Origin of the sequence: Paraburkholderia sp. Clong3 (assembly GCF_050436485.1) — a bacterium.
Lineage (GTDB): Bacteria > Pseudomonadota > Gammaproteobacteria > Burkholderiales > Burkholderiaceae > Paraburkholderia > Paraburkholderia tuberum.
The window spans coordinates 1-20754 of the sequence record NZ_JBNDMH010000001.1; the positions used below are offsets into that span (position 1 = coordinate 1).

General features: G+C 61.4%; 19 protein-coding genes and 3 pseudogenes. 11 read left to right on the forward strand and 11 right to left on the reverse strand.

Translation table 11 applies throughout. The features are described 5' to 3' along the window. A pseudogene (locus OKW30_RS00005) lies at positions 1 to 352 on the forward strand (AAA family ATPase); the annotation flags it as partial. A 60-nt stretch (positions 353 to 412) separates the two neighbouring features. Here OKW30_RS00005 and OKW30_RS00010 read toward each other — a convergent pair. Further along, positions 413 to 2140: a tannase/feruloyl esterase family alpha/beta hydrolase gene (locus tag OKW30_RS00010; protein WP_429345664.1), complete on the reverse strand. Its 1728-nt coding sequence runs from the start codon at positions 2138 to 2140 to the stop codon at positions 413 to 415. Between the two features lie 12 nt (positions 2141 to 2152). Then, complete coding sequence (locus OKW30_RS00015; protein ID WP_184058736.1) at positions 2153 to 3295, reverse strand: porin; 1143 nt, start codon at positions 3293 to 3295, stop codon at positions 2153 to 2155. A 369-nt stretch (positions 3296 to 3664) separates the two neighbouring features. Here OKW30_RS00015 and OKW30_RS00020 point away from each other — a divergent pair. The 9 genes and pseudogenes from OKW30_RS00020 to nirD form a co-directional block, all read left to right on the forward strand. After that, a pseudogene (locus OKW30_RS00020) lies at positions 3665 to 4085 on the forward strand (AraC family transcriptional regulator); the annotation flags it as partial. 898 nt (positions 4086 to 4983) lie between these two features. Then, positions 4984 to 5487: an SUF system Fe-S cluster assembly regulator gene (locus OKW30_RS00025; RefSeq protein WP_187615791.1), complete on the forward strand. Its 504-nt coding sequence runs from the start codon at positions 4984 to 4986 to the stop codon at positions 5485 to 5487. Continuing rightward, positions 5484 to 6932, forward strand: coding sequence for a Fe-S cluster assembly protein SufB (sufB, locus tag OKW30_RS00030; RefSeq protein WP_429345665.1), 1449 nt, complete (start codon positions 5484 to 5486; stop codon positions 6930 to 6932). Before OKW30_RS00025 ends, sufB begins: the two co-directional genes overlap by 4 nt. Before the next feature lie 29 nt (positions 6933 to 6961). Then, entirely contained in the window at positions 6962 to 7753 is a 792-nt protein-coding gene (sufC, locus tag OKW30_RS00035; protein ID WP_184058733.1) for a Fe-S cluster assembly ATPase SufC, read from the forward strand. Then, the gene (sufD, locus tag OKW30_RS00040; RefSeq protein ID WP_429345666.1) at positions 7750 to 9072 is read left to right on the forward strand and encodes a Fe-S cluster assembly protein SufD; all 1323 of its coding nucleotides are present in this window, start codon (positions 7750 to 7752) and stop codon (positions 9070 to 9072) included. Before sufC ends, sufD begins: the two co-directional genes overlap by 4 nt. Beyond that, positions 9069 to 10322, forward strand: a complete 1254-nt coding sequence (locus tag OKW30_RS00045; RefSeq protein ID WP_311540527.1) for a cysteine desulfurase — start codon at positions 9069 to 9071, stop codon at positions 10320 to 10322. Before sufD ends, OKW30_RS00045 begins: the two co-directional genes overlap by 4 nt. Continuing rightward, the gene (sufU, locus tag OKW30_RS00050) at positions 10319 to 10774 is read left to right on the forward strand and encodes a Fe-S cluster assembly sulfur transfer protein SufU (RefSeq protein WP_184073242.1); all 456 of its coding nucleotides are present in this window, start codon (positions 10319 to 10321) and stop codon (positions 10772 to 10774) included. Before OKW30_RS00045 ends, sufU begins: the two co-directional genes overlap by 4 nt. A gap of 8 nt (positions 10775 to 10782) precedes the next feature. Beyond that, positions 10783 to 11151 carry an SUF system Fe-S cluster assembly protein gene (locus tag OKW30_RS00055; protein WP_090811480.1) on the forward strand — a complete coding sequence of 123 codons (369 nt, stop codon included), beginning with the start codon at positions 10783 to 10785 and terminating at the stop codon, positions 11149 to 11151. A gap of 1 nt (position 11152) precedes the next feature. Further along, entirely contained in the window at positions 11153 to 11473 is a 321-nt protein-coding gene (nirD, locus tag OKW30_RS00060) for a nitrite reductase small subunit NirD (protein WP_090811477.1), read from the forward strand. Positions 11474 to 11533: 60 nt separating this feature from the next. On the opposite strand, the pseudogene OKW30_RS00065 reads toward nirD, so the two are convergent. The 7 genes and pseudogenes from OKW30_RS00065 to OKW30_RS00095 form a co-directional block, all read right to left on the reverse strand. Then, positions 11534 to 11747 (reverse strand): annotated as a pseudogene (locus tag OKW30_RS00065) (DDE-type integrase/transposase/recombinase); the annotation flags it as partial. 115 nt (positions 11748 to 11862) lie between these two features. Beyond that, a complete protein-coding gene (locus OKW30_RS00070; RefSeq protein ID WP_429345667.1) occupies positions 11863 to 12204 on the reverse strand; it encodes a hypothetical protein in 342 nt (113 codons plus the stop codon). A gap of 3 nt (positions 12205 to 12207) precedes the next feature. Further along, on the reverse strand, positions 12208 to 13005 hold the full coding sequence (locus OKW30_RS00075; RefSeq protein ID WP_429346082.1) for an alpha/beta hydrolase: 798 nt from the start codon (positions 13003 to 13005) through the stop codon (positions 12208 to 12210). 728 nt (positions 13006 to 13733) lie between these two features. Then, a complete protein-coding gene (locus OKW30_RS00080) occupies positions 13734 to 14903 on the reverse strand; it encodes an IS91 family transposase (RefSeq protein WP_429345668.1) in 1170 nt (389 codons plus the stop codon). A gap of 23 nt (positions 14904 to 14926) precedes the next feature. After that, positions 14927 to 15802 (reverse strand): tyrosine-type recombinase/integrase, encoded by an 876-nt coding sequence (locus OKW30_RS00085; RefSeq protein WP_184062687.1) that lies wholly within the window; start codon positions 15800 to 15802, stop codon positions 14927 to 14929. 507 nt (positions 15803 to 16309) lie between these two features. Next, entirely contained in the window at positions 16310 to 16618 is a 309-nt protein-coding gene (locus OKW30_RS00090; RefSeq protein ID WP_184073248.1) for a hypothetical protein, read from the reverse strand. Between the two features lie 196 nt (positions 16619 to 16814). Continuing rightward, the gene (locus OKW30_RS00095) at positions 16815 to 17033 is read right to left on the reverse strand and encodes a hypothetical protein (RefSeq protein ID WP_090811471.1); all 219 of its coding nucleotides are present in this window, start codon (positions 17031 to 17033) and stop codon (positions 16815 to 16817) included. Between the two features lie 407 nt (positions 17034 to 17440). On the opposite strand from OKW30_RS00095, the gene OKW30_RS00100 reads away from it, so the two are divergent. Then, the gene (locus OKW30_RS00100) at positions 17441 to 18382 is read left to right on the forward strand and encodes a GNAT family N-acetyltransferase (RefSeq protein ID WP_429345669.1); all 942 of its coding nucleotides are present in this window, start codon (positions 17441 to 17443) and stop codon (positions 18380 to 18382) included. Between the two features lie 413 nt (positions 18383 to 18795). On the opposite strand, the gene OKW30_RS00105 is transcribed toward OKW30_RS00100, so the two are convergent. Continuing rightward, positions 18796 to 19341 carry an SRPBCC family protein gene (locus OKW30_RS00105; protein WP_184073252.1) on the reverse strand — a complete coding sequence of 182 codons (546 nt, stop codon included), beginning with the start codon at positions 19339 to 19341 and terminating at the stop codon, positions 18796 to 18798. A gap of 811 nt (positions 19342 to 20152) precedes the next feature. Continuing rightward, positions 20153 to 20686: a DUF5943 domain-containing protein gene (locus tag OKW30_RS00110; RefSeq protein WP_184072224.1), complete on the reverse strand. Its 534-nt coding sequence runs from the start codon at positions 20684 to 20686 to the stop codon at positions 20153 to 20155. Positions 20687 to 20754 lie beyond the last annotated feature (68 nt).

Genomic DNA, 20754 nt, shown 5'->3' on the forward strand with positions numbered 1-20754 from the left:
AGCGTGTCGACGACATCGCGCTGCTCGCGGATTCGATCCTGCAGCGCATTGCGTCGGCGCGCGCCGGATCGTCGCATAAAGCGTCGATTTCCACGGATGCGATGGCGCAGTTGCGCGCCTATGCGTGGCCCGGCAATATCCGCGAATTGCGCAACGTACTCGAGCGCGCCAACCTGCTCGCCGACGGTGGCGTGATCCGCGCCGAACACTTGCCGCAGGCGGTCCGCGACAGGGCTTCCGGCCGTGGTCAGGATTCGCTGGCGGTGGGCGTGAGCTCGCCGCGCAGCTGGGATTGAGCGAGCGCACGCTTTATCGGCGGCTCAAAGCGATCGCGGGCGGTGAGGGGGCCTAACGTTTCCTCGGCGTAGTGGGGGAGCGTTCACATCTTCGCCCCCCTTGCACGGTCAGTGGCTTAGCTGCAAGTGAAACTGCTTGCCGAGTTCACGTCTCCGCTGGTATAGCGGGCCACCTTCGGATACGCGCAGAGCGGACGCGTGCGCCCGGCACCCCAGCTAGTCGGCACCTCGCTATTCGGTATCGCGTTGGTCGTGTCGCGAGCCGTTGCGATGACCCGGTTCGGCGCTTGCCCTTGCTCGACCCATGCCACCATAGGCGTCAGCATGTCGAACTGATCGGCCGTCGGACCGCCGCTGCAGTGGTTCATCCCTGCTACCGTGAAGAGCCGGGCGAAATTGCTCGCGTCACCGCCACTAGCCGTGGACAAGCGCTGATACCAGTCGGTCGTATCGTTCGACGAGAACACTGGATCGCTCGTCCCGTGATAGACGATCAACTTCGCGCCCCGGCTCCTCAGACCGCTCAAATCAGTCTCGTTCGGCGGGGTCATGAATGACCACGAAGTTTCGGCATAGACACCGCTCGTTGCGAAGATCTTCGGCGCGTCACTGTCCATGTTGAAGTTCAGAGCGTAGGCGCCGATGGAGCTGAGCAGCGAAGCGCTCTGCGGCGGCGACGTAAATACGAAGGCCGCCGCGGCCGGGTCAAGGCTGATCGAATTGCCTTGCTTCCACGCGGCCCAGCCTGATCCGTTGACACCGACGTCATACGGAAAGCTCGCATAGAGCGCAGTGCCAGCGCTATTTTTCGCCCCAGAAAAAATATTTCCAACGGCTTGCTTTTGAGCCACCGTAAGACAGGTGCCGTCGCGCCCATTGCTCGAACATGTCGGTACGTCCGTGGCCAGGTCGAAGTTCGCCTGGCACGCTTTGATGTCTTGCACCATCCCGTCCGCTACACCATCCAGCGAATCGCACTTCGCGATGATCTTCGACGCGATGAGCTGCCTTTCAGCAGTCGTCAAGCCGGTGGTGATATCGGCAATTCCGGCCGACGTTTTGGCGGTCGCGACGGTAGCTAGCTGTTGTGCGCTCCACATCTGCCCGATCGCCGCCTTTGGCAAATGAAAGCCGGGGTCGCCGGCAATGATGCCGTCGTAATCCGCGAAAGACCTGGCTGCCGCCACCATCGCATGACGGCCGCCGTTCGAGCAACCTTCGAAGTAGCTGCGGTCGGGGCCCTTGCCATAGGCCAACTTGATCACCTGCCTGGCCATTGGCGTGAGCGTAGCAACGGCGTTATAGCCATAATCGAGGCGCGCCTGGGGATCGAGACCAAACAGCGGGTTTTGCGACCCGGAATGACCTGCATCCGAACTGATCACGGCGAAGCCCATGTTTAGCGCGTTGTTCAGCGGACCCCCGCCACTGAGCACCCCCGTCGCCGATGTCACATTACCGTCGAGACCACCGTTGGCCTGATAGAAAAAGCGACCATTCCACGCGAGGGGTAGCCGCATTTCAAAACCAATCGCATAAGTTTGGCCGTCAACGGCGCTCGTGCGTTGATTCATTTTCCCTTCGATCACGCAATGTTCGGGCACGGACTTTCCCGCCACCGTGAGCGTTCCGGCCGGCACGTCGGTAACGGACGTGAACGTCGTGGCCGCAAACGTCAACCTGGCGGCGAGCGCGCTGCAGTTTCCTGACAGCGTCGCGGGTTGTGCTGCGGAAAGCCGAGGCAATTGTGTCGCATTGGTGGAGAGCGAGTCGGAACCGCCGCCGCAGGCCGCCAGCATCGCGGACACTGCCGCTACGCACATAGCAATTGAAGTTCGTTTCATTCTCGCCCCCTATCAGAACATGTGTTTAATGCCGACCATCACGCCCGTTTGACCCATGCCCGCGCCTGGTGTGGTCCCACCGCCGCCACCGCTGACCGAATAGCGCGCCTTCGCGCTGTTCGCGAGATACGCAGCCTGCGCATAGACCGACGAACGCTTGCTCAGAAGATAGGTGGTGCGTAACGTTCCCATCGTGGCGCGGGTATCGTGGTCGCTATTGATGATCCGAAACACTTCGCCATCGAGGAGGAACGCAGGCGTGACCATGTACGAAGCGCCGAGGAAGAACAGATCCGAACGGATATTCGGTACTGTCGGCGACTGGGTCACTACGCGGCGTCCAATCCAACCTGCGCCGATCTTCGCGCCTGCGTACTGCGCATAGGCGCTCAGTTGGGTACGGGCGTCCTTGTCCGCGGCGTTGATGAGAGGTGTCGGCGCAATTCCGTCGAAGAAGTTGGCGGCTGCGGTCGCGCCGCCGCGTTGCTCCTCGTACGACGCAGCCGCGCCGAAATATTGAGAGTCGTACTTGAGCATTGCGGACCAGTCGCGGCATTCCGTGGCGTGGCCTGGAACCGAGCCGGTACAGGTTCCTTGTCCCGGCGAGTTGCCGGTACCCGCCGCGTCCCGTCCGAATGAATAGCCCGCGCCCAGCGTAAAGCCCTTGTACGAGCCAAGATAGGTGATGGAGTTGTCGGCGCGTGCGTTGGGCACATAGGCATCCAGGGAGCCCATGCCGTAAATGTCCGGACCGATGATGTCGGCGCCCTGAACCGCAAGATAGGTCATCGTGTACTGACGGCCGAACGCGAGCGTTCCATACGGGCTTTTCATGCCAACGAATGCCTGGCGTCCAAACAGCCTCCCGCCCTGTCCAGAACTGCCGTCGCGCACGTTAAAGCCGCTTTCGAGCGTGAAGACAGCGCTGTAGCCGCCGCCTAGATCTTCGTTGCCGCGCAGCCCCCAGCGTGATGGGAACTCTCCGGTAACGGATGGCATGCGAAAGACGCTGTCGCCCTTCGCGTTCGCGTGCGAGACATACTCGATCCCCGTGTCCACGATGCCATACAACGTGACGCTCGATTGCGCAAAGGCTCCAGTGCTCAGCGCGCATAGCGCACCGAACATGAGAACGTGAGTCGACTTCAATTGCATGGTGATGTCTCCAGACCAGTTGTATGTTTTTTTGTTGAACTGCGGTTGAGGGATCTTCGGTTTCAGGCGATTGCAGCGATGAGCATGACGGGGATGCTGGCGCCGATCACCGTTGATGCAATATCAGGCTGACTGATATAAAGAACAAAATAAAGCGCGTCCTGGAAGACGCGCCTGTCCGTCGCGATAGTTCCGTATTTGATATCAGGTATCCTGACAACGCAAGCATGAAATGTTCGGTAGATACCCTATGCAGCGGGATGGATGCGAGGCGAGCATTGATCGGTGACGGCCGCCCTTCCGACGAGCAGCGCAAACTGTACGAGTTCGCCTACGCGCAGGTCCACTTCAATATGGACGCTCGCCGGCTCGCTGGTGTCGCCCGCGCTGGCGCTGCGCATGCGGTGGGGCGAAGCTTGCCCGCAGGCCATCCTGCGTATCGAGCGCGATGTGCTCGAGCGTCATGCACAGCGTCATTTCGGCGACGCGGCGCGTGGGCAATCGAATTCGAGCCAGGATTCGCACTGACGTCGGCACAGGGGTGTGCCTGATGCAGTTGCTGCCGATGCTCGCGGAAATCATGAGTACGGAGGCGCATCCGCTGCGCAATCCACTCGCATTTGAGCAGTTCGAGTCGACACTACTGAACGTGCTTATCTACGGTCAGCCGAACAGCGTACGAAGCGGCATGACGCGCGAGCGCAGATCGCTTGCGCCGCTTTATGTACGACGGGTGGAGGAATACATCCGTGCGCATTTGCAGGAGCCGCTAACGATCGAGCGGCTCTCGCTGACGGAGTGTGGGCTGACGATGCATCCTGAAAAGTCAAAGATCGTGTATTGCAAGGACAGAAGTCGCACCCAAACCTACCCGAATGTGACCTTCTCGAGTTGACCCGCTTTCGTGGACACCTATCCTTTGGAACAGGAGGTGTCTATCATGGGTAAACGCCTACTTTGTAAAATACTTTTTCTGAAAATGAAATAATCAGAATTTGTCGGCGCAAAATTGTTAATTGCCTGTACACCTTGAAGATCAATCTCATGCAGGCACGGACGAAAGGGGCCGTCATCGTTAGCGCACGTAAACGTCCGTATCTTGACGGGGGATTATTCATCCGACAGCGACAACTGGCAACGGTGACCGTGGATTCCGGGCTTCCATGTATGCGCTGAACACGTAGGCCGAGGGCAATGGGCGCGTTCGACATTCAGTCCGCGCACCTGCTCAACACTCCACACAACCACAATCACCAGAAAGATCGGGCAGTAGCCCCACTGGGTCCGGATGCCACAACAGCCCAAAGTACTATGCGGCGGGCCTCTCCCGAGATAGGCGATGCACATCGCGCATCCTTCACGCGGATTCCGGCTTTTAAATCAGTTTTCGATATTCTGGATATCAAACAATTGATGTCTCGTCGGGCGAGTGGGTATTCGCAGTCGATGGAGCGTGGCTCACCAGAGCGGTCCGTCACGAAGACCAATACACTGACAAGGTTATATATACAGGTCTAGAATGGAATCGGCGTTGGGCCGTTCGCGAAATACTTCTCCCGAAACGGAAAGCGATTCGCGACGTCGCCAGGAATCCCCACACAGGACAGTGTCGCTCACTCCAAACGTGCGGTTTTCGTTTCGATGTAATCTGGACCAATAGGGTCCTGATTAAAACGGGAGATGTTCCGATGTTGCGCATGAGCAAACTTGCCGATTACGGCACGGTGATCATGACTGCGATGGCGCGCGATCCCGATGCCGTCCACAGCGCAAGCAGCATTGCTGCGGCGACCGGCGTCGCGGGGCCAACGGTGTCAAAGGTGCTGAAAGTCCTGACGCGCGGTGGTGTCGTGGAGTCGCTGCGCGGCACAAACGGCGGCTACCTGCTGCCGCGGCCGCCCGCGCGGATCACGCTGGCGGAGGTGATCGCCGTCGTCGACGGCCCGATCGGGATGACCGAATGCAGCACTACGCCAGGCCTGTGTATCCAGGAGGCGGCGTGCGCGGTGCGCGCCAACTGGCAGAAGGTCAATCGCCTGATTTACGAAGCGTTGCAGCAGGTCACGCTGGCGGACATGGCGGGCCCCACCTTGCGCGCAGTCGATATCAGCGCGATCCGCGCGCGTAGTATCTCCACCCACCGCGCGGGCGCGACGCCTGCGCGCAAGTCGATTGACCGAGGCCACACATGAGCGCATCCGCAACCGGTTTCGATGAACTGATCAGACGCGAATACCAGCACGGTTTCGTGACTGATCTGCAGGCCGATGCGCTTCCGCGCGGGCTGAGCGAGGATGTGGTCCGGCTCATTTCGGTGAAGAAAGACGAGCCGGCGTTCATGCTCGAATGGCGACTCGCGGCCTATCGCCACTGGCTCACGATGACCGAGCCGCATTGGGCGACGGTCGAACACCCGGCGATCGATTACCAGAACATAATCTATTATTCCGCGCCGATGACGCAGAAGAATCGTCCGAAGAGTCTCGATGAAGTCGATCCGGAACTGCTGCGTACCTACGAAAAGCTGGGTGTGCCGCTGAGGGAGCGCGAACTGCTGGCGGGCGTAGCGGTGGATGCGGTATTCGACAGCGTGTCGGTAGCGACTACGTTCCGCGAAAAGCTGGCGGAACTCGGCATTGTGTTCTGTTCGTTCTCGGATGCCGTACAGCATCATCCTGAACTGGTGCGAAAGTATCTCGGCTCGGTCGTGCCGCACACCGACAATTTCTTCGCTGCGCTCAATTCCGCCGTGTTCAGCGATGGGTCGTTCTGCTACATCCCGCCGGACGTGCGCTGCCCGATGGAACTATCGACCTACTTTCGTATCAACGCCCAGAACACCGGGCAGTTCGAGCGCACGCTGATCGTCGCGGACAAAGGCGCGTACGTGAGCTATCTGGAAGGCTGCACCGCGCCGATGCGCGACGAAAACCAACTGCATGCCGCTGTGGTCGAACTGGTCGCGCTGGAAGGTGCACAGATCCGCTATTCGACCGTGCAGAACTGGTATCCGGGCGATGCGTCGGGCAAGGGCGGCATCTACAACTTCGTGACCAAACGTGGCGACTGCCGCGAGGCCAATTCGAAGATTTCATGGACTCAGGTGGAAACCGGTTCGGCGATTACGTGGAAGTATCCGAGCGTGATCCTGCAGGGCGATAACTCGGTCGGTGAATTCTATTCGGTGGCACTGACCAACCACTATCAACAGGCCGATACCGGGACGAAGATGGTTCACGTCGGCCGCAATACGCGCAGCACGATTCTGTCGAAAGGCATTTCGGCGGGCCGCGGAAAGAACGCGTATCGCGGCCTCGTGAAGGTCGGCCGTGCGGCGGAAGGCGCGCGCAACTACACGCAGTGCGATTCGCTTTTGCTCGGAAACCGTTGCAGCGCTCACACATTCCCCTACATCGAGGTCAAGAACCCGACCGCGAAGGTCGAACACGAAGCATCGACATCGCGCATCGGCGAAGACCAGTTGTTCTATTGCCGGCAGCGTGGGTTGTCGCCGGAAGATGCGGTGTCGATGATCGTGAACGGCTTCTGCAAGGAGGTCTTCAAGGAACTGCCGATGGAGTTTGCAGTCGAGGCACAAAAGCTGCTCGGCGTCAGCCTGGAAGGCGCCGTGGGATAACCCACAGCGATTCGCGAGGGATTCGGATCATGCTTGAAATCAGCAATCTGCAGGTCGAAGTCGACGGCAAGAAAATTCTGCGTGGCATCGATCTGGATGTACGGGCCGGCGAGGTGCACGCGATCATGGGTCCGAACGGCTCGGGCAAGAGCACGCTTGCCCAGGTGCTGGCCGGGCGCGAGGACTTTGCTGTCACGGGCGGCGAGGTCTCGTATCTCGGCCGCGACCTGCTGGCGCTCGCACCCGAGGAGCGCGCACACCAAGGACTGTTTCTCGCGTTCCAGTATCCCGTCGAGATACCCGGCGTGAGCAACGTTTATCTGCTGAAGGCGGCGCTGAATGCGCAGCGGCGGTATCGTGGCGAGCCGGAGTTCGATGCGATGGAGTTTCTGCAACGGGTCAAGGAGAGGATGACGCTGATGCGGATGGACGAGAGTCTGCTGTATCGCGCCGTGAACGAAGGGTTTTCCGGCGGAGAGAAGAAACGCAACGAGATTCTGCAGATGGTCGTGCTGGAGCCCCGGCTCGCCATTCTCGACGAAACGGATTCCGGACTCGACATCGACGCATTGCAGATTGTCGCGCAGGGCGTCAACAGCATGCGCAGTCCAGAACGGGCGATCGTGCTCGTGACGCACTATCAGCGGCTATTGGACTACGTCGTGCCGGATCGCGTGCATGTGCTGGCGAATGGCCGGATCGTGAAGTCGGGGTCCCGTGAACTGGCGCTGGAGCTGGAGCGTAAAGGCTATGGTTGGATCGACGATGAAGCGGTGCAACCAGAAAATACAGCAAGCCAGGAAAGTGCGGGGCATCCATGAAAAACGAATCTCTCGACTATTTCCATCAGTTTGGGCAACTCGCGAAGACGTTGCCCGGCGCTGAGTTTCCATGGCTGCGTGCCGCGCGCCGAAGCGCGTTCGACCAGTTCGACGCGCTGGGTTTGCCGACCACGCGGCACGAGGACTGGAAATACACGAACGTGTCGGCGATTGGCAAGCGTCCCTGGCATTTCAAGGCACAACGCACGGACGATAGCGACGTGCGGCGCGTCATCGATGAACTCAAGCTGGACCCTGCCGCGCATCGACTGGTCTTTGTCAACGGTCGGCACGTGCCGGGGCCGTCGAAACTGAATGGTTTGCCACACGGGGTATTTGTGGGCTCGCTCACCCGGGCGTTGAGAGAAATGCCACAACAACTGGAATCGGCATTCGCCTCGCAGGCGTATTCAGATGGCTTTGCCGCGCTAAATACGGCGTTTATGACGGATGGGTTTGCCATCGTGCTGCCGCCTGGCGAGGTCATCGATCAACCGCTGCAGATCCTGTTCCTGACCGACGAAGCGGGTCTTGCGGTGCAGCCGTTCAACGTCGTGCTTGCAGGAGCACGCTCGGGCTGCACGATCGTCGAGCATTTTGTAGGGCTGAGCGGCGACGCGTACTGGACCAATGCGGTTACCCGCATCGTCGCAGACGAGCAGGCGGACGTGCAGCACTACCGGTTGCAGCAAGAGGGCCCGAAGGCTTTTCATATCGCGTCGGTCGCCGCTGCGCAGCAACGGGGCAGCTGTTTTACCTCACATGCGTTCGCGTTCGGCGCCGCGCTGTCGCGCACTGGTATCGGCACAAGCCTGAACGCCGCGAACGCGCAAGCGACGTTGAACGGTCTCTATTTCGTCGGGGGCCGGCAGCACGTCGATCACCACACGCGCATCGATCACACAGAGCCGCATGGCACGAGTCGCGAACATTACCGCGGGGTGCTCGACGGCGCAGCGCGCGGCGTGTTCAACGGGCGCGTCATCGTGCATCGCGATGCACAGCAAACGGACACGCATCAGGCGAATCACAACCTGCTGCTGTCACGCGATGCGGAAATCGACACGAAGCCGCAACTCGAGATCTACGCCGACGACGTGAAATGCACACACGGCGCGACGGTCGGTCAACTGGACGACAACCAGCTGTTCTATTTACGTGCACGAGGTGTCGAAGAGCGCATGGCACGGGCGCTACTGACATACGCATTTGCGCGCGACATAGTCGAAGGTGTGCGCATCGATTCGCTGCGTGGCCGGCTCGAAAACCTGCTGTTCGCGCGCACCCCGGAAGGCGAGCGCATCAGGGAGCTGCTATGAAGCCGATCGAACAGATGCAGACGCCCGATCCGCGCAATGTCGAGCACTGGCGAGCCGATTTTCCGATTCTGGGCGAGCGCGTGCATGGCCGGCCATTGGTCTATCTCGACAATGGCGCCACGACGCAAAAGCCTGCCTCGGTCATCTACGCGGAAAACGCTTACTACCGGCATAGCAACGCGAATGTGCACCGCGGCGTGCATCTGCTGTCGCAGCGCGCGACCGATTCATTCGAGGCCGCACGCGCGAAGATTGCACGCTTCATCAATGCGCAGCGTCCGGAGGAGATCGTGTTCGTGCGTGGCACGACCGAAGCGATCAATCTCGTCGCCCAGAGTTATGCTCGGCCGCAGATCAAGCCCGGCGACGAAATCCTGATTAGCGCGATGGAGCACCATTCGAACATTGTGCCGTGGCAGCTCGTCTGCGAGCAGACGGGCGCGGCGCTGAAAGTCGTGCCGATCGACGATATGGGCGCGCTCGATGCCGACGCGTACGAGCGTTTGTTGAGTGAACGTACGCGGCTGGTCGCGATGACTCATCTGGCCAACGCGCTCGGCAGCATCAATCCGGTGGAGCGCATCGTTGCAGCGGCACACGCGCGGGGCGTGCCGGTGCTGCTGGATGGTGCACAGGCAATCACGCATCTGCCGGTCGACGTCCGCGCGATAGATTGCGATTTCTACGCGTTGTCCGGGCATAAGGTGTACGGGCCGACTGGCATTGGCGTGCTATACGCCAAGGCCGCACTGCTTGAAGCGATGCCGCCATGGCAGGGCGGCGGCGACATGATCCGATCGGTAACGTTCGAGAAAACGGAATACAACGCGATTCCGTGGAAGTTCGAAGCGGGTACGCCGAACATTGCCGGCGCGATTGCGCTGGGCGCGGCGCTCGACTATGTCGACAGCATCGGCATGGAAGTCATCGCCGCGCACGAGAACGAACTGCTCGCCTATGCGACGGGCGCCCTGCGGGTGATACCGGGCTTGCGTTTTATCGGTAGCGCACGCGACAAGGCAGGCATTCTGTCGTTCGTGCTCGACGGCGTGCATGCCCATGATGTCGGCACGATTCTCGATCATCACGGCATCGCGGTGCGTGCGGGCCATCATTGCGCGATGCCGGTGATGCAGCGCTTCGGCGTACCGGCGACCGTACGCGCGTCGCTCGCCCTCTACAACACGCACCAGGATATCGACGCGCTGATCGAAGGTCTCGGAAAGGTCAGGGAGATATTCGGAAAATGAGCGATCTGCGCGATCTGTATCAGGAAGTCATCTTCGACCACTACCGGCGGCCGCGTAACTGTCATGGACTGTCCGGCGCCAATCACACGGCTGAGGGCTTTAACCCGCTGTGCGGCGACCGGATTACGCTTTATCTGCGAATCGAGGACGGCATCGTCAAAGAAGCGAGTTTCGAAGGCGCGGGCTGTGCAATTGCGACGGCATCAGCGTCGCTGATGACCGAGGCGCTGAAAGGCAAAACGGAAGCAGAGGCCGAAGCGCTGTTCGGGCGCTTTCACGACATGGTGACAACACCCGCTGCAGGGCAGGCGACAGCCGCGCCGGAGATGGGCAAGCTGGCGGTGCTGTCCGGTGTACGTGAATTTCCCGAGCGTGTGAAGTGCGCGACGCTGGCCTGGCATACGCTCCACGCCGCGCTGCACGACGCGCATCGCCCCGTTTCGACAGAGTGAGGCAGACGATGAGCACATTCGACTGGCTGAAGCGCGCCGAGGCCGCACAACCCGGGAGTGGCACGACAACAGAAGGTCTTGAAGAACGCGTGATCGATGCACTGCGCACCGTGTTCGACCCGGAGATTCCGGTCAACATCTACGATTTGGGGCTTGTTTATGGTCTTGACGTGGATGAAGCCGAAGGCCGCGTTGGGATCCGCATGACGCTGACCGCGCCCGGCTGTCCGGTCGCGCAGACCTTCCCGGCGACGGTGGAGGATGCGGTGTTCTCGGCGAGCGGAGTGAACGACGTGCACGTTGAACTGGTGTGGGATCCGCCGTGGTCGAGAGACCGGATGTCGGATGCGGCGCGCCTGCAATTGGGGATGCTTTGACATGTCCGACTGGGTCGATGTCGCTGCGATCGGGGATTTTCCGGCCGGGTCTGTTCGCAGCGTCGAGGTCGATGGCGCGCAGGTTGCTGTGTTCAACGTCGACGGCACCTGTTATGCAATCGAGGATGTCTGCCCGCACGACGGCGGCATCCTGACTGGCGGTGTGGTGGAAGGCGACGTGGTCGTCTGTCCGCGCCACGGTGCACGATTTTGCATCAGGACCGGAAAGGTGCTGGCGCCGCCGGCATATGAGGACGTGGTGGCGTTTCCGGTGCGGATCGAGGCGGGCGTCGTTCAGGTGCGTGACGAGCGGTGGGATTGAGGTGCGCTGTCGACCGGCTCTCGTTCTCAGTAAGCGGCTCAGCTGGGCGGTTCGTCCGTTCGCGCGCGTGTGAGGCGGCATAGCCATCCAGCGAGATGGTCTTCGGCGGCTTGCCCTGATGTTTGAGAGCTTTCCTGAAAAAGGCTTTGGCCGCCTTCACGTCGCGCTTTGCACGTAGCATGAAGTCAACTGTCTGGCCGGCCCGATCCACCGCCCGGCAGAGCTACACCCACCTGCCGCGGATCTTCAGCTACGTTTCATCGACACGCCACGACGGCTCTCTATTCGTTCAGCAGGACACTCTAACCGATTCGCTTGCGCCGTTTGCACCAGATCCATCTGGCGACTTCCTGGGGCTATGGCTCCGCAGAATCGTCGTGCTGTGATGGTCACCGCTCTGTCATTATCCTGAGGATTTTCTGCACGATGCGCTCATGCTGCTCCAGCGCCTCATCGAGCGTACGTGCTCCGTAGCTCCTGTTGTCTTGCGCCTGCATTCCGGCGACGCGCGTCACGAACAGCAAGGCCTCCCCGGTTTTCGGTTTGGACACACCACGGAAGCGGGTCGTGACCGTTACACCGTAGTCGTCCAGCAGTGTGCGGCGGAAGACCAGTTCGTTTTCCGTCATCCAGCGCGACCACGCGCCGTGGTCGAACACCTCGACAGGCCTGTTCTTCGCATCGAGAACATAGATGCGCTCCGAGCTAAACGAGACCGGTGGCGTCTTCATATTTCAATGCGAAGGCGTGAGAAGGAAGTCGGTCGCCTCCCGCCACCAGGTTTCGTCGACGTGGCCAATCCAGTCGTTATGGTCAGCCGCCTTCACCACCATCAGTTGTCTCGGTTCGGCCAGCGAGTTGTAGAGCGCTTCGCCGAAGCGCGGGGGGACTATGCTGTCGCGTTCAGCAACCACGACGAGAACCGGGCGGCCGAACGACGCCAGATGGGTCACGCTGTCGTATTGGTCGCGCAGCAGCCACTTCACGGGCAGCCACGGATAGTGGTAAGCGGCGACGTGCTCGAGCCGATCCCATGGCGTGATCAGCATTAAACCGGCGATCTTGTCGCGTTCACGCGAGCCGGCCGCGGCCACCACGCCGCCCCCGAGCGATTCGCCGATGAGCAGCAGCGGCGCTCCATAGAGGCGATGTGCGAGCGCGATGGTTTGTTGAGAATCGTCGACCAGACTCGCTTCGCCTAATGCACCGGTGCGCGGCCCGTAGCCTGGATATTCGGCGAGAATCACGCGCAGCCCGAGCCGGGTGAGCGCTGCGGCATAGAATGAGCGGTGTCCGGCATGCCCCGCGTTGCCATGAAAGACGATGACCGTGGCGCGCGCGGAGCCGGCCGGCTCCGCCACGAGGCCCCTGAACGCCTCAGGTGTCGGCCAGGCGCGCAGTCCATCGGAGGTGACCTCCTCGATTGCGGCCTTCTGAGGGAAGTAGAGAAAACGATCCTGCAAGATGGCGACTCCGGCTAACACGGTCAGGTACGCGACGGCGAGGCCGACCATCATTCGGGTGAATTTCATCGTCTTGCGCTCGACCCACCGAACTTTTCGATAGCACACACCCAGTTTAGCGCGCGGTCGCCACCGCTCATATTCAGGCGTGTCGTCAGGATGGGGGCGTCTAAGTTATGGTACGGAGAGTATCTCCCTGCCTTGTACCCTCGATATTTTCCGAGCGATGCGACGAGGCGCGGGGTTGGTCCGTATGAAGCAGCCCAGAACAGACTGAAATCGAGCGCGACCGACGCTAGCCGTGCGAAACAATGCTGCGTCCCGGCTCGTGCGCCCCGCTTTTTGGCGCACCTCTCATCGGGTGAATCCGGCCCCTTATACTCAAAGCCGTCATCCGCATGGCTGGTTCTCCAGAAGACCTGCCTGATAACCGTCGCGTACACTTCTTGAGGTTTGTTCGATGCCTGCCCATGTCCGTGGACTCGGGGTGCGCGCCGGCGCGTGCGGGCAGGCGTTGAATAAACCTGAAGGGAGGAAACCGCGGAGTGCTCTGATGCAATGGAGTCTTCGGGGCTATGGCGATTGATTGCCCGGGATGGCGAGCGGTGTTGCGGGATGCGTGGTCAGGCGGGAGGCCGGTTGAGGGCTGAGGTTGTGCCGAAGCGGTGCAGTGGCGCCATCGTGATGGCGGAACGGACGTGCAAGGGCCTGTGCGAAGCGACAGACGCAAAGGTCTGCTCGTGGGCCGCGTTGCCGCAAAGCCGAGGGTCGGGTTGTTCGTCCTGGAACAGTGGCGCTCATATCTCGCCCCGGCGCGTGGGTGGTGCGCGGATCGGTGCAATGCGCGCAAGGATATCGATGACGATCATCGGCGCGCCGCAGTGCCGGCAGATGAAGGCGGGGCGCGTTTCGATGACGGTTTCGTGAGCTGATGTGTTGACGTCGGTCGCGACGTGCAGCAGTTCGCGGACCTTCGCGAGACTGGCGCGGCGCACCGGGTTGGCGAGCAGTCCGTAGTGACGGATACGATGGAAGCCACCGGGCAGCACATGGAGCAGGAAGCGGCGCATGAACTCGCCGGCTTCGAGGGTCATGGTCTTGTAGCGGGTGTGCCCCTTCGCACGGTAGTCCTTCCAGCGGAAGGTCACGCCGCGTTCATCGAATGCAAGCAGGCGCTGGCTGGAGATCGCGACGCGGTGCGTATAGCGCGACAGGTACGCGAGCACTGCTTCGGGTCCTGCAAAGGGACGCTTTGCGTAGACGACCCATTCGCAGGCACGCAGCGGCGCAAGCCACACGTCAAAGACAGCTGGGTCGGCAAGTTCAGCGTACTGGCCGAAGAACTGCAGGTGGCCGTGCCGGTGCGCGTCCGTGAGCGCTTCGAGCAAGCGCCTGCGGAACAGGCGCGATAGCACACGTACCGGCAGGAAGAAGCCGGGCCGGCATCCGATCCACCGCTGACCATCGGGCGACAGCCCACCACCGGGGACGATACCGTGTACGTGCGGATGATGCGTGAGTGCCGAGCCCCAGGTGTGCAGCACGAGCGTCGCGCCGATCTGGGCGCCGAGGTGCTTCGGATCAGCGGCAATGGTGCGTAGCGTTTCGGCGGCGATATCGAACAGCAGCCCGTAGATGACGGCCTTGTTGTACCAGGCGATGGCACTGATGGGCGCGGGCAGCGTGAAGACGACATGGTAGTACCCGACCGGAAGCAGATCGGCCTGGCGTGCCTGGAGCCAGCGATGCGCAGCACTGCCCTGGCACTTGGGGCAATGACGGTTGCGGCAGGAGTTGTAGGCAACCTCGATGCGGTCGCAGCCGGCGCAGCGCAGCACATGCCCCCCGAGTGCCGCACTGCGGCACTGTTCGATGGCCGACATGACCTTCAGCTGCCCCAGGCTCAGCGCTACCGTGCGCCGCCACGCCGGCCCGCAGGCGCGGAAGATATCCGCGACCTCCAGCACGGGGTGCTCCGCGTGCGGCCGGGCTAGCCGGCGGGCAGGCGGTCCAGCGGACTGACCACCTTGCGCAGGAGGTCAGTGGCAACCTGGGTATAGAGCGTGGTGGTCTCGATCTGCCTGTGTCCAAGGAGCACCTGGATCACGCGGATATCCTCCTTCTGTTCCAGCAGGTGCGTGGCAAAGGAATGCCTCAGCGTGTGCATGGATACGCGCTTGTCGATGTTTGCGGTCTCGGCGGCCGCATGGATGGCGCGGGTCAGTTGCCGCGTGCTGAGCGGGTCGATCGGATCGAGGCCCGGAAAGAGCCACCCGCCATCGAGCATGCAGCCCTGGGCACGGGCAACGCGCCACCAGACGCGCAGACGTTCGAGCAGGACCGGCGAGAGCATCGCGTAGCGGTCACGGCGGCCCTTGCCCTGCTCGATGCGCAGGGTCATGCGCTGGCTGTCGATGTCGCTGACCCTGAGGGCGACCACTTCGCTCGCACGCAGCCCGGCGCCATAGGCGACCGACAGCGCGGTCTGATGCTTGAGGTTTCCGGCTGCCGCGATGAGCCGGCGCACCTCCTCGGGGCTGAGCACAACCGGGAGCGTGCGAGGCACGCGTACCGGCTGCATCCGCGCCATCAGCTCAGGCCGGCCGAGCGTGACTTCGAAGAAGAACTTCAGACCGCTGATCGCGGCGTTCAGCGACACCGGCGACGCGCCGTGATCGACCAGATGCAGCTGGTAGTCCCGGAGGTCCTCGACAGTGGCGGTATCGGGTAAACGCCCGAGGTATCGGGCGAACTGACGTACGGCACGTAGGTAGGCGGCCTGGGTCTTGGGTGCGAACTTGCGCATGCGCAAGTCCTCAAGCATACGGCGGCGCAGCGGGCTGATGCCCGGATCGGAGGAGGTCATGATGGGGCTCCTGCTGGAGGACGAGGCGGATTGCCTCAACCACCAACATAAGCGCCGGCGCCACTGGCCTCCCATTCGCCGCCAGAGACGGGCCGCAGCCCCCTACCGCGCGAGCGGTTTAGTCCATTCGGCCATAGCGGTCGGTTGCCGATCGGGCAGCGTGCGGCGGCAGCAGGTCGCTTTGCTGACCTTCGCAACCCGGTGCCGGTGAATGTCAGCTAAGTCATGGATGGATGAGTCTTGCCGACCCAGAGCCGACTTCCGGCATGTCGAAGCATCAATGGCTCTTTGAAGAGTGAAGCGGACTTTCGTCGCGGAAAGGCTACCGGTGGGTCATCGGCCTGAGCCGACGTTCGCCGATCAAATTGGTGCGGCTGTCGCGTATCGCTTTGCTGACTTTTACAAACTGGCGTCGGCGAATGTCAGCTGTCTCTGTCCATCAACGAGTCTTACCGACCCGTCCAGACCTTTCACAGTCCGATCGCCGACGGCCTCAAAGGTATGCCGTCAAAGGTGCGGCAAATCGTCAATGCATTTTTCGACATGATCGCCAGGGGCATCCGTGTCGATCCCGGCGTGTCCGTCGGTGTGAGAGACAGACACAATTTTTGGCCCGAGATACCGTGTGCCACCAAGCGTAAAAAGGGACCAAACAACATCGCCCCGACGGATCGCGGCGACGACTTCGGCCACCTCCACAATCGCAGGGGGGGACAGCCATTCACGCGTCGACGGATCGACGGGAGCCCAACGCACATGGGTAAACCTGTCGTTCGTCGGGTTGATGCGAACAGCGTCGATAGCAAAAGTTGTCACATCTACCTCCATCGTCCTGACAAAGGGATGTGTGCATTATGCGCCGCTTCTTTTGCCGGGGTTCAGCAGGACCAGTCGTGAGGGCCGTTGTCAGCCCTTGCTGCACGTATCGCTCTCGCCTGACGCGTGCCCCCGAACTGGATGTCTGGTGGGTGCGGCGAATACTCCGGGACAGCCTGGACCTGGATAGTGAAGCCTAAGCGGAGTTCTCGTCGCACCACTGAATCGCCCAACGCTGCGCCGCCTCAATAGCATCCGCGTCGGAGGGGTAATCGCCGAGGTCGCCCGAATACTTTACCTCGACGGCATCGCCACTCGCCGAGGCGCGCCGGTAGATCTTTGCGCGAGCGTAATAGCGGCCGCCTTCATCAAGAGGTGACGCGTCGATGTGGAATTGTTGGTAGTCGAAATGCATGGCTGTCTCCAAACGATTGCCCTAATCGTCGTCGCGTTGGACGAGGTGGACCTCGTTGCCACCGCCAAGGTCGCTCTGTCACTCTGCCAAGATGAATTGGGGCTGCGACTCTTCGGCCCAAAACGCTTTAAGAACGATATGTACATCGTAGGCAGTAACAGCAAAGCTCGCTGACCAGCGAGAGCAGGACAGCAACGAGAATTCGCATGGGAACGCTCCATCCGAATACGGGTGCGCATCGATTGCCAACGTTCCGGACGTCGATGTCGACCGACCGCTCTTGGGCCAACCTCGGCCTGACGGGGCCGCCCGTAAACCTCAACAGACCTCCGCCCCGCCTATTCGCGAGGACCCGACCGTATGCTACGATCGTTGCAGGTTATGGCCGAGGACGGGGGATTGCCAACATGCTCAACGTTCGTCCACTTGAAGAGCGCGACCTGCCGGAGGGGCAGCGCATCGTGCGGCGCGCCTTCGGTACCTTCTTCGGCGTCGCCGATCCCGATAGTTTCTGGACCGATTTCGACTACGTCTATGGCCGCTTCGGATGCGAGCATACTGCCGCCTTCGCTGCCGACCACGACGGCACGCTCGCCGGCGTCAACTTCGCCACCAACTGGGGCAGTGTCGGCTTTTTCGGCCCACTCTCGGTTCGCCCTGATCTGTGGGACAAGGGCATCGCCCAGCCGCTGGTCGCAGCGGTCTCGGAACAATTCGCGGACTGGGGCACGCGCCATGCCGGCCTGTGCACGTTCGCCCAAAGCACGAAACACATTTGGCTCTATCAGAAGTTCGGCTTCTATCCGCGCTTTCTCACCGCGATCATGGCGGCGCCGGCGGCGGCGTCCGGCCCGCTGCCGCAGGACGCGCGCTATACGGCGCTCGCGGCCGGCGAGCGGCGGGCGGCGGAAGAAGCGAGCCGCGCGCTCAGCGACGAGATCCTCGACGGCCTCGATCTCTCCGCTGAGATCCGCACCGTCGCCGCGCGCGGCCTCGGCGACGCCCTGCTGTTATGGGAGCGTTCGGGCCAGCTGGGCGGCTTCGCGGTTTGCCATTGGGGACCGGCGAGCGAGGCCGGTGCCGATTGTCTCTTCATCAAATTCGGCGCGGTGCGCCCCGGCCCGGGTGCCTCCGATCGGTTCGGCGTGCTGCTCGACGCCGCCGGCGCGCTCGCCATCGCATTGGGGATGGCGAGGGTCCTGGTTGGGGTCAATACCGGGCGCGAGCAAGCCTATCGCCAGATGATGGCACGCGGTTTCCGCAGCCAAATGCAGGTGGTGACCATGCATCGGCCTAACGAGCCTGCCTACAGCCGCCCTAACGACTTCGTCCTCGACGATTGGCGCTAGGAAGTTCTGCTCACCGCCTGCCCCCACCGATCTCGGCGACATGTGGCCGTCAATGCTTCCCACTATGGAAGACGAGGCGGATTTCCCCGCCCGTCGACATGAAGACAGAGTCGGTTTCCTCTCCATTGCGCCACCGTCTATCGGAGCCCCTGCCGCGCGAGCGGTCTAGGCCCGCGATCCGAAGCGGACTTTCCAATGAATAGCGGATTCAACCGGTGTGAACGGACACTCAAATGTCCAAATCGTGGCAATGGCGAACGACCTCATGGCCGCGCGCTGACTCTGACCCGGTTCCGCATATGGCACCCTCTTGCGCTTCGATTGCCCTCACGAATGGCCGCTAGCAGACTTGTACCCAAGGATTCAGTCTGGTCGTGAAAACGCCAAGTCACAACGCCAGCCGAGCGACGTTGCTAATGCTGCGGTGACGCTTCCACAAGGCTCTTAAGTCGCAAGACTGCCGTATCCGATTCAGATTGAATCCGCGCGCGCAGCACGGACCAGTTCAATATCGCGAACCACAACGACGGCGCGCGATAGGTGAATTCACGTTCGAAACGGGTTCCGCTCACAGTCGATGTCAGCGAATAAGTGACGGTGCCGGCCGATCTGCCGTCAATCTTTCCTGCTATCACCCACTTGCTCGGACGCACACGTGCCGCGACTGTCCACACAACTCGGCCACGCCTGCCCGCCACCCTGAATTCCTCCGTTACCTGCTCGCCCACATCGAGCGAATGTTCCACCGAACCGCTGACCGCGAGCGACGACGGATGCCAGATTGGCCAGTGAGCCGGCGTCGTGACATAGTCGAACACGACCGTGGGAGGGCGTTGTATCGACGCAACCGAAATGATGCGCGTGTCGAGCCCAATTCGCTGCGGCAACGGGATAAAGAGCACCGCGATGGCGACGAGCACCGCCAATATTGCGGTGACGAACCGCGTACGGATTTTCATAGCGCCTTGTACTCTCCGCTGTCACAGGCGAAGCTATTTTACGGCGGAGTGGAAAGGACGGCGATCGGCGGCACCCGACCCACAACAGCCGGTCGTCTGGGCACGGCCTCAATGGCCGCTTCCAGGTGCAACGGCCATTCGCTCGGTCAGATTGGCCAGCACGTTGTCGGCCTAAGCGGTCAGTCCCCAGGGTGCTCAGTAGCGACGACCTGAGCGTCCGCTTTCGCAGTATCCGGATCATAATCCGCCTCCGAATGGACAACCTCGGTTCGAATCCGACATGGCCCACCAAGTCTCGCTTGGGTTCGCCGGATATCTGCTTTGAATTCGGACCGCTCCATAGGGGGGCGAATTGCGGGGGCCGGATTTCGTTCCGTGACCCTGTCGGCCCTACTTGCACAGCGGATTTTATATGTCACGCTATGACAATTTTGCGGGGGAGTCGCTAATGGTACGTAACCCCGGCGCTTATGATAGGAAATCGCGCCTACCGGGACCCCCCTAATAGACTTAATAGAGCCGTAAGACTTCCTTGATCTGACGCATGGATAACCTGTTGTTCGGCATTCGCACTCCCGACGCAAAAACGTCGAGGGTGCCATGGGTTACCCGCGTGGTTACCTCACATTCCAGCGCTCGACTTCACGTGAAATTCATGCTCGGGCAGTCGTGGAATCCGCGCTCGACCTGCCGTCGAATACGCACTTGTACGTCGCGTCAGGGACACGATGTCCGTTCTCGCGTACTGCAATGGCCTACGCTTTGGCGCCGTCTCTCAGCATCTCAGGTCAGCTTATTGCGAGAAAACGGTTTATTGCGCGACTGGCGACACTTCGAACACGCAGTGGTCGTGGCCTTCCGCTGCGCATTGCACTTCCTTCGACTGCGAGCGCGGAGCGCCCTCGCCAGCTTCAGTAGTGTCGTTCACCCAGTCCATAGCGCCGGCGAACCAGCCCGAGAACATGTAGCAAAGCTTGCCGTGCTTGCCCGGTTGCGCCAGCACGAAGGATGAGTGACGGAGTTCGACGCGCGCACGCGCGCTCACCGGATCGACTTCGACGATCGTGAAGATGCCCCATCCTCGTTGCGAAAGACGCTTCACGTAATGCTCGAATACGGCTATGCCACTGATGCCGTGCTGCTTTGCTTCCTTGTCGCACCAGTGATAGGCCGACTTGTAACCCGCCTTGTAGAGGATCTCCGCGTAGGCATCACGCCCGAGCGCCTCTTCGACAGCCTTGTGATTGTTCGTGAAGAAATGGCGCGGGACGTACAGCATCGGCAGTGCGTCAGAGGTCCAGACGCCAGTGTTCGGATCGACGTCGATCGGCAGTTGCGGTTGCATCGCGAGGGTGCTCCGAGGGGTGAGTTTCGGTTCGCGCGGGCGCTCGTCACGGCGCCCGTCGCGTTTCG

Coding starts and splice junctions, on each gene's coding strand:
- OKW30_RS00055 (WP_090811480.1), top strand. CDS start 10,783: ATGAGCACATTCGACTGGCTGAAGCGCGCCGAGGCCGCACAACCCGGG.
- sufD (WP_429345666.1), top strand. CDS start 7,750: ATGAAAAACGAATCTCTCGACTATTTCCATCAGTTTGGGCAACTCGCG.
- nirD (WP_090811477.1), top strand. CDS start 11,153: ATGTCCGACTGGGTCGATGTCGCTGCGATCGGGGATTTTCCGGCCGGG.
- sufU (WP_184073242.1), top strand. CDS start 10,319: ATGAGCGATCTGCGCGATCTGTATCAGGAAGTCATCTTCGACCACTAC.
- OKW30_RS00110 (WP_184072224.1), bottom strand. CDS start 20,686: ATGCAACCGCAACTGCCGATCGACGTCGATCCGAACACTGGCGTCTGG.
- OKW30_RS00045 (WP_311540527.1), top strand. CDS start 9,069: ATGAAGCCGATCGAACAGATGCAGACGCCCGATCCGCGCAATGTCGAG.
- OKW30_RS00075 (WP_429346082.1), bottom strand. CDS start 13,005: ATGAAATTCACCCGAATGATGGTCGGCCTCGCCGTCGCGTACCTGACC.
- OKW30_RS00095 (WP_090811471.1), bottom strand. CDS start 17,033: ATGCATTTCGACTACCAACAATTCCACATCGACGCGTCACCTCTTGAT.
- sufC (WP_184058733.1), top strand. CDS start 6,962: ATGCTTGAAATCAGCAATCTGCAGGTCGAAGTCGACGGCAAGAAAATT.
- OKW30_RS00100 (WP_429345669.1), top strand. CDS start 17,441: ATGCTCAACGTTCGTCCACTTGAAGAGCGCGACCTGCCGGAGGGGCAG.
- OKW30_RS00025 (WP_187615791.1), top strand. CDS start 4,984: ATGTTGCGCATGAGCAAACTTGCCGATTACGGCACGGTGATCATGACT.
- OKW30_RS00070 (WP_429345667.1), bottom strand. CDS start 12,204: ATGAAGACGCCACCGGTCTCGTTTAGCTCGGAGCGCATCTATGTTCTC.
- OKW30_RS00105 (WP_184073252.1), bottom strand. CDS start 19,341: ATGAAAATCCGTACGCGGTTCGTCACCGCAATATTGGCGGTGCTCGTC.
- sufB (WP_429345665.1), top strand. CDS start 5,484: ATGAGCGCATCCGCAACCGGTTTCGATGAACTGATCAGACGCGAATAC.
- OKW30_RS00010 (WP_429345664.1), bottom strand. CDS start 2,140: ATGAAACGAACTTCAATTGCTATGTGCGTAGCGGCAGTGTCCGCGATG.
- OKW30_RS00085 (WP_184062687.1), bottom strand. CDS start 15,802: ATGACCTCCTCCGATCCGGGCATCAGCCCGCTGCGCCGCCGTATGCTT.
- OKW30_RS00015 (WP_184058736.1), bottom strand. CDS start 3,295: ATGCAATTGAAGTCGACTCACGTTCTCATGTTCGGTGCGCTATGCGCG.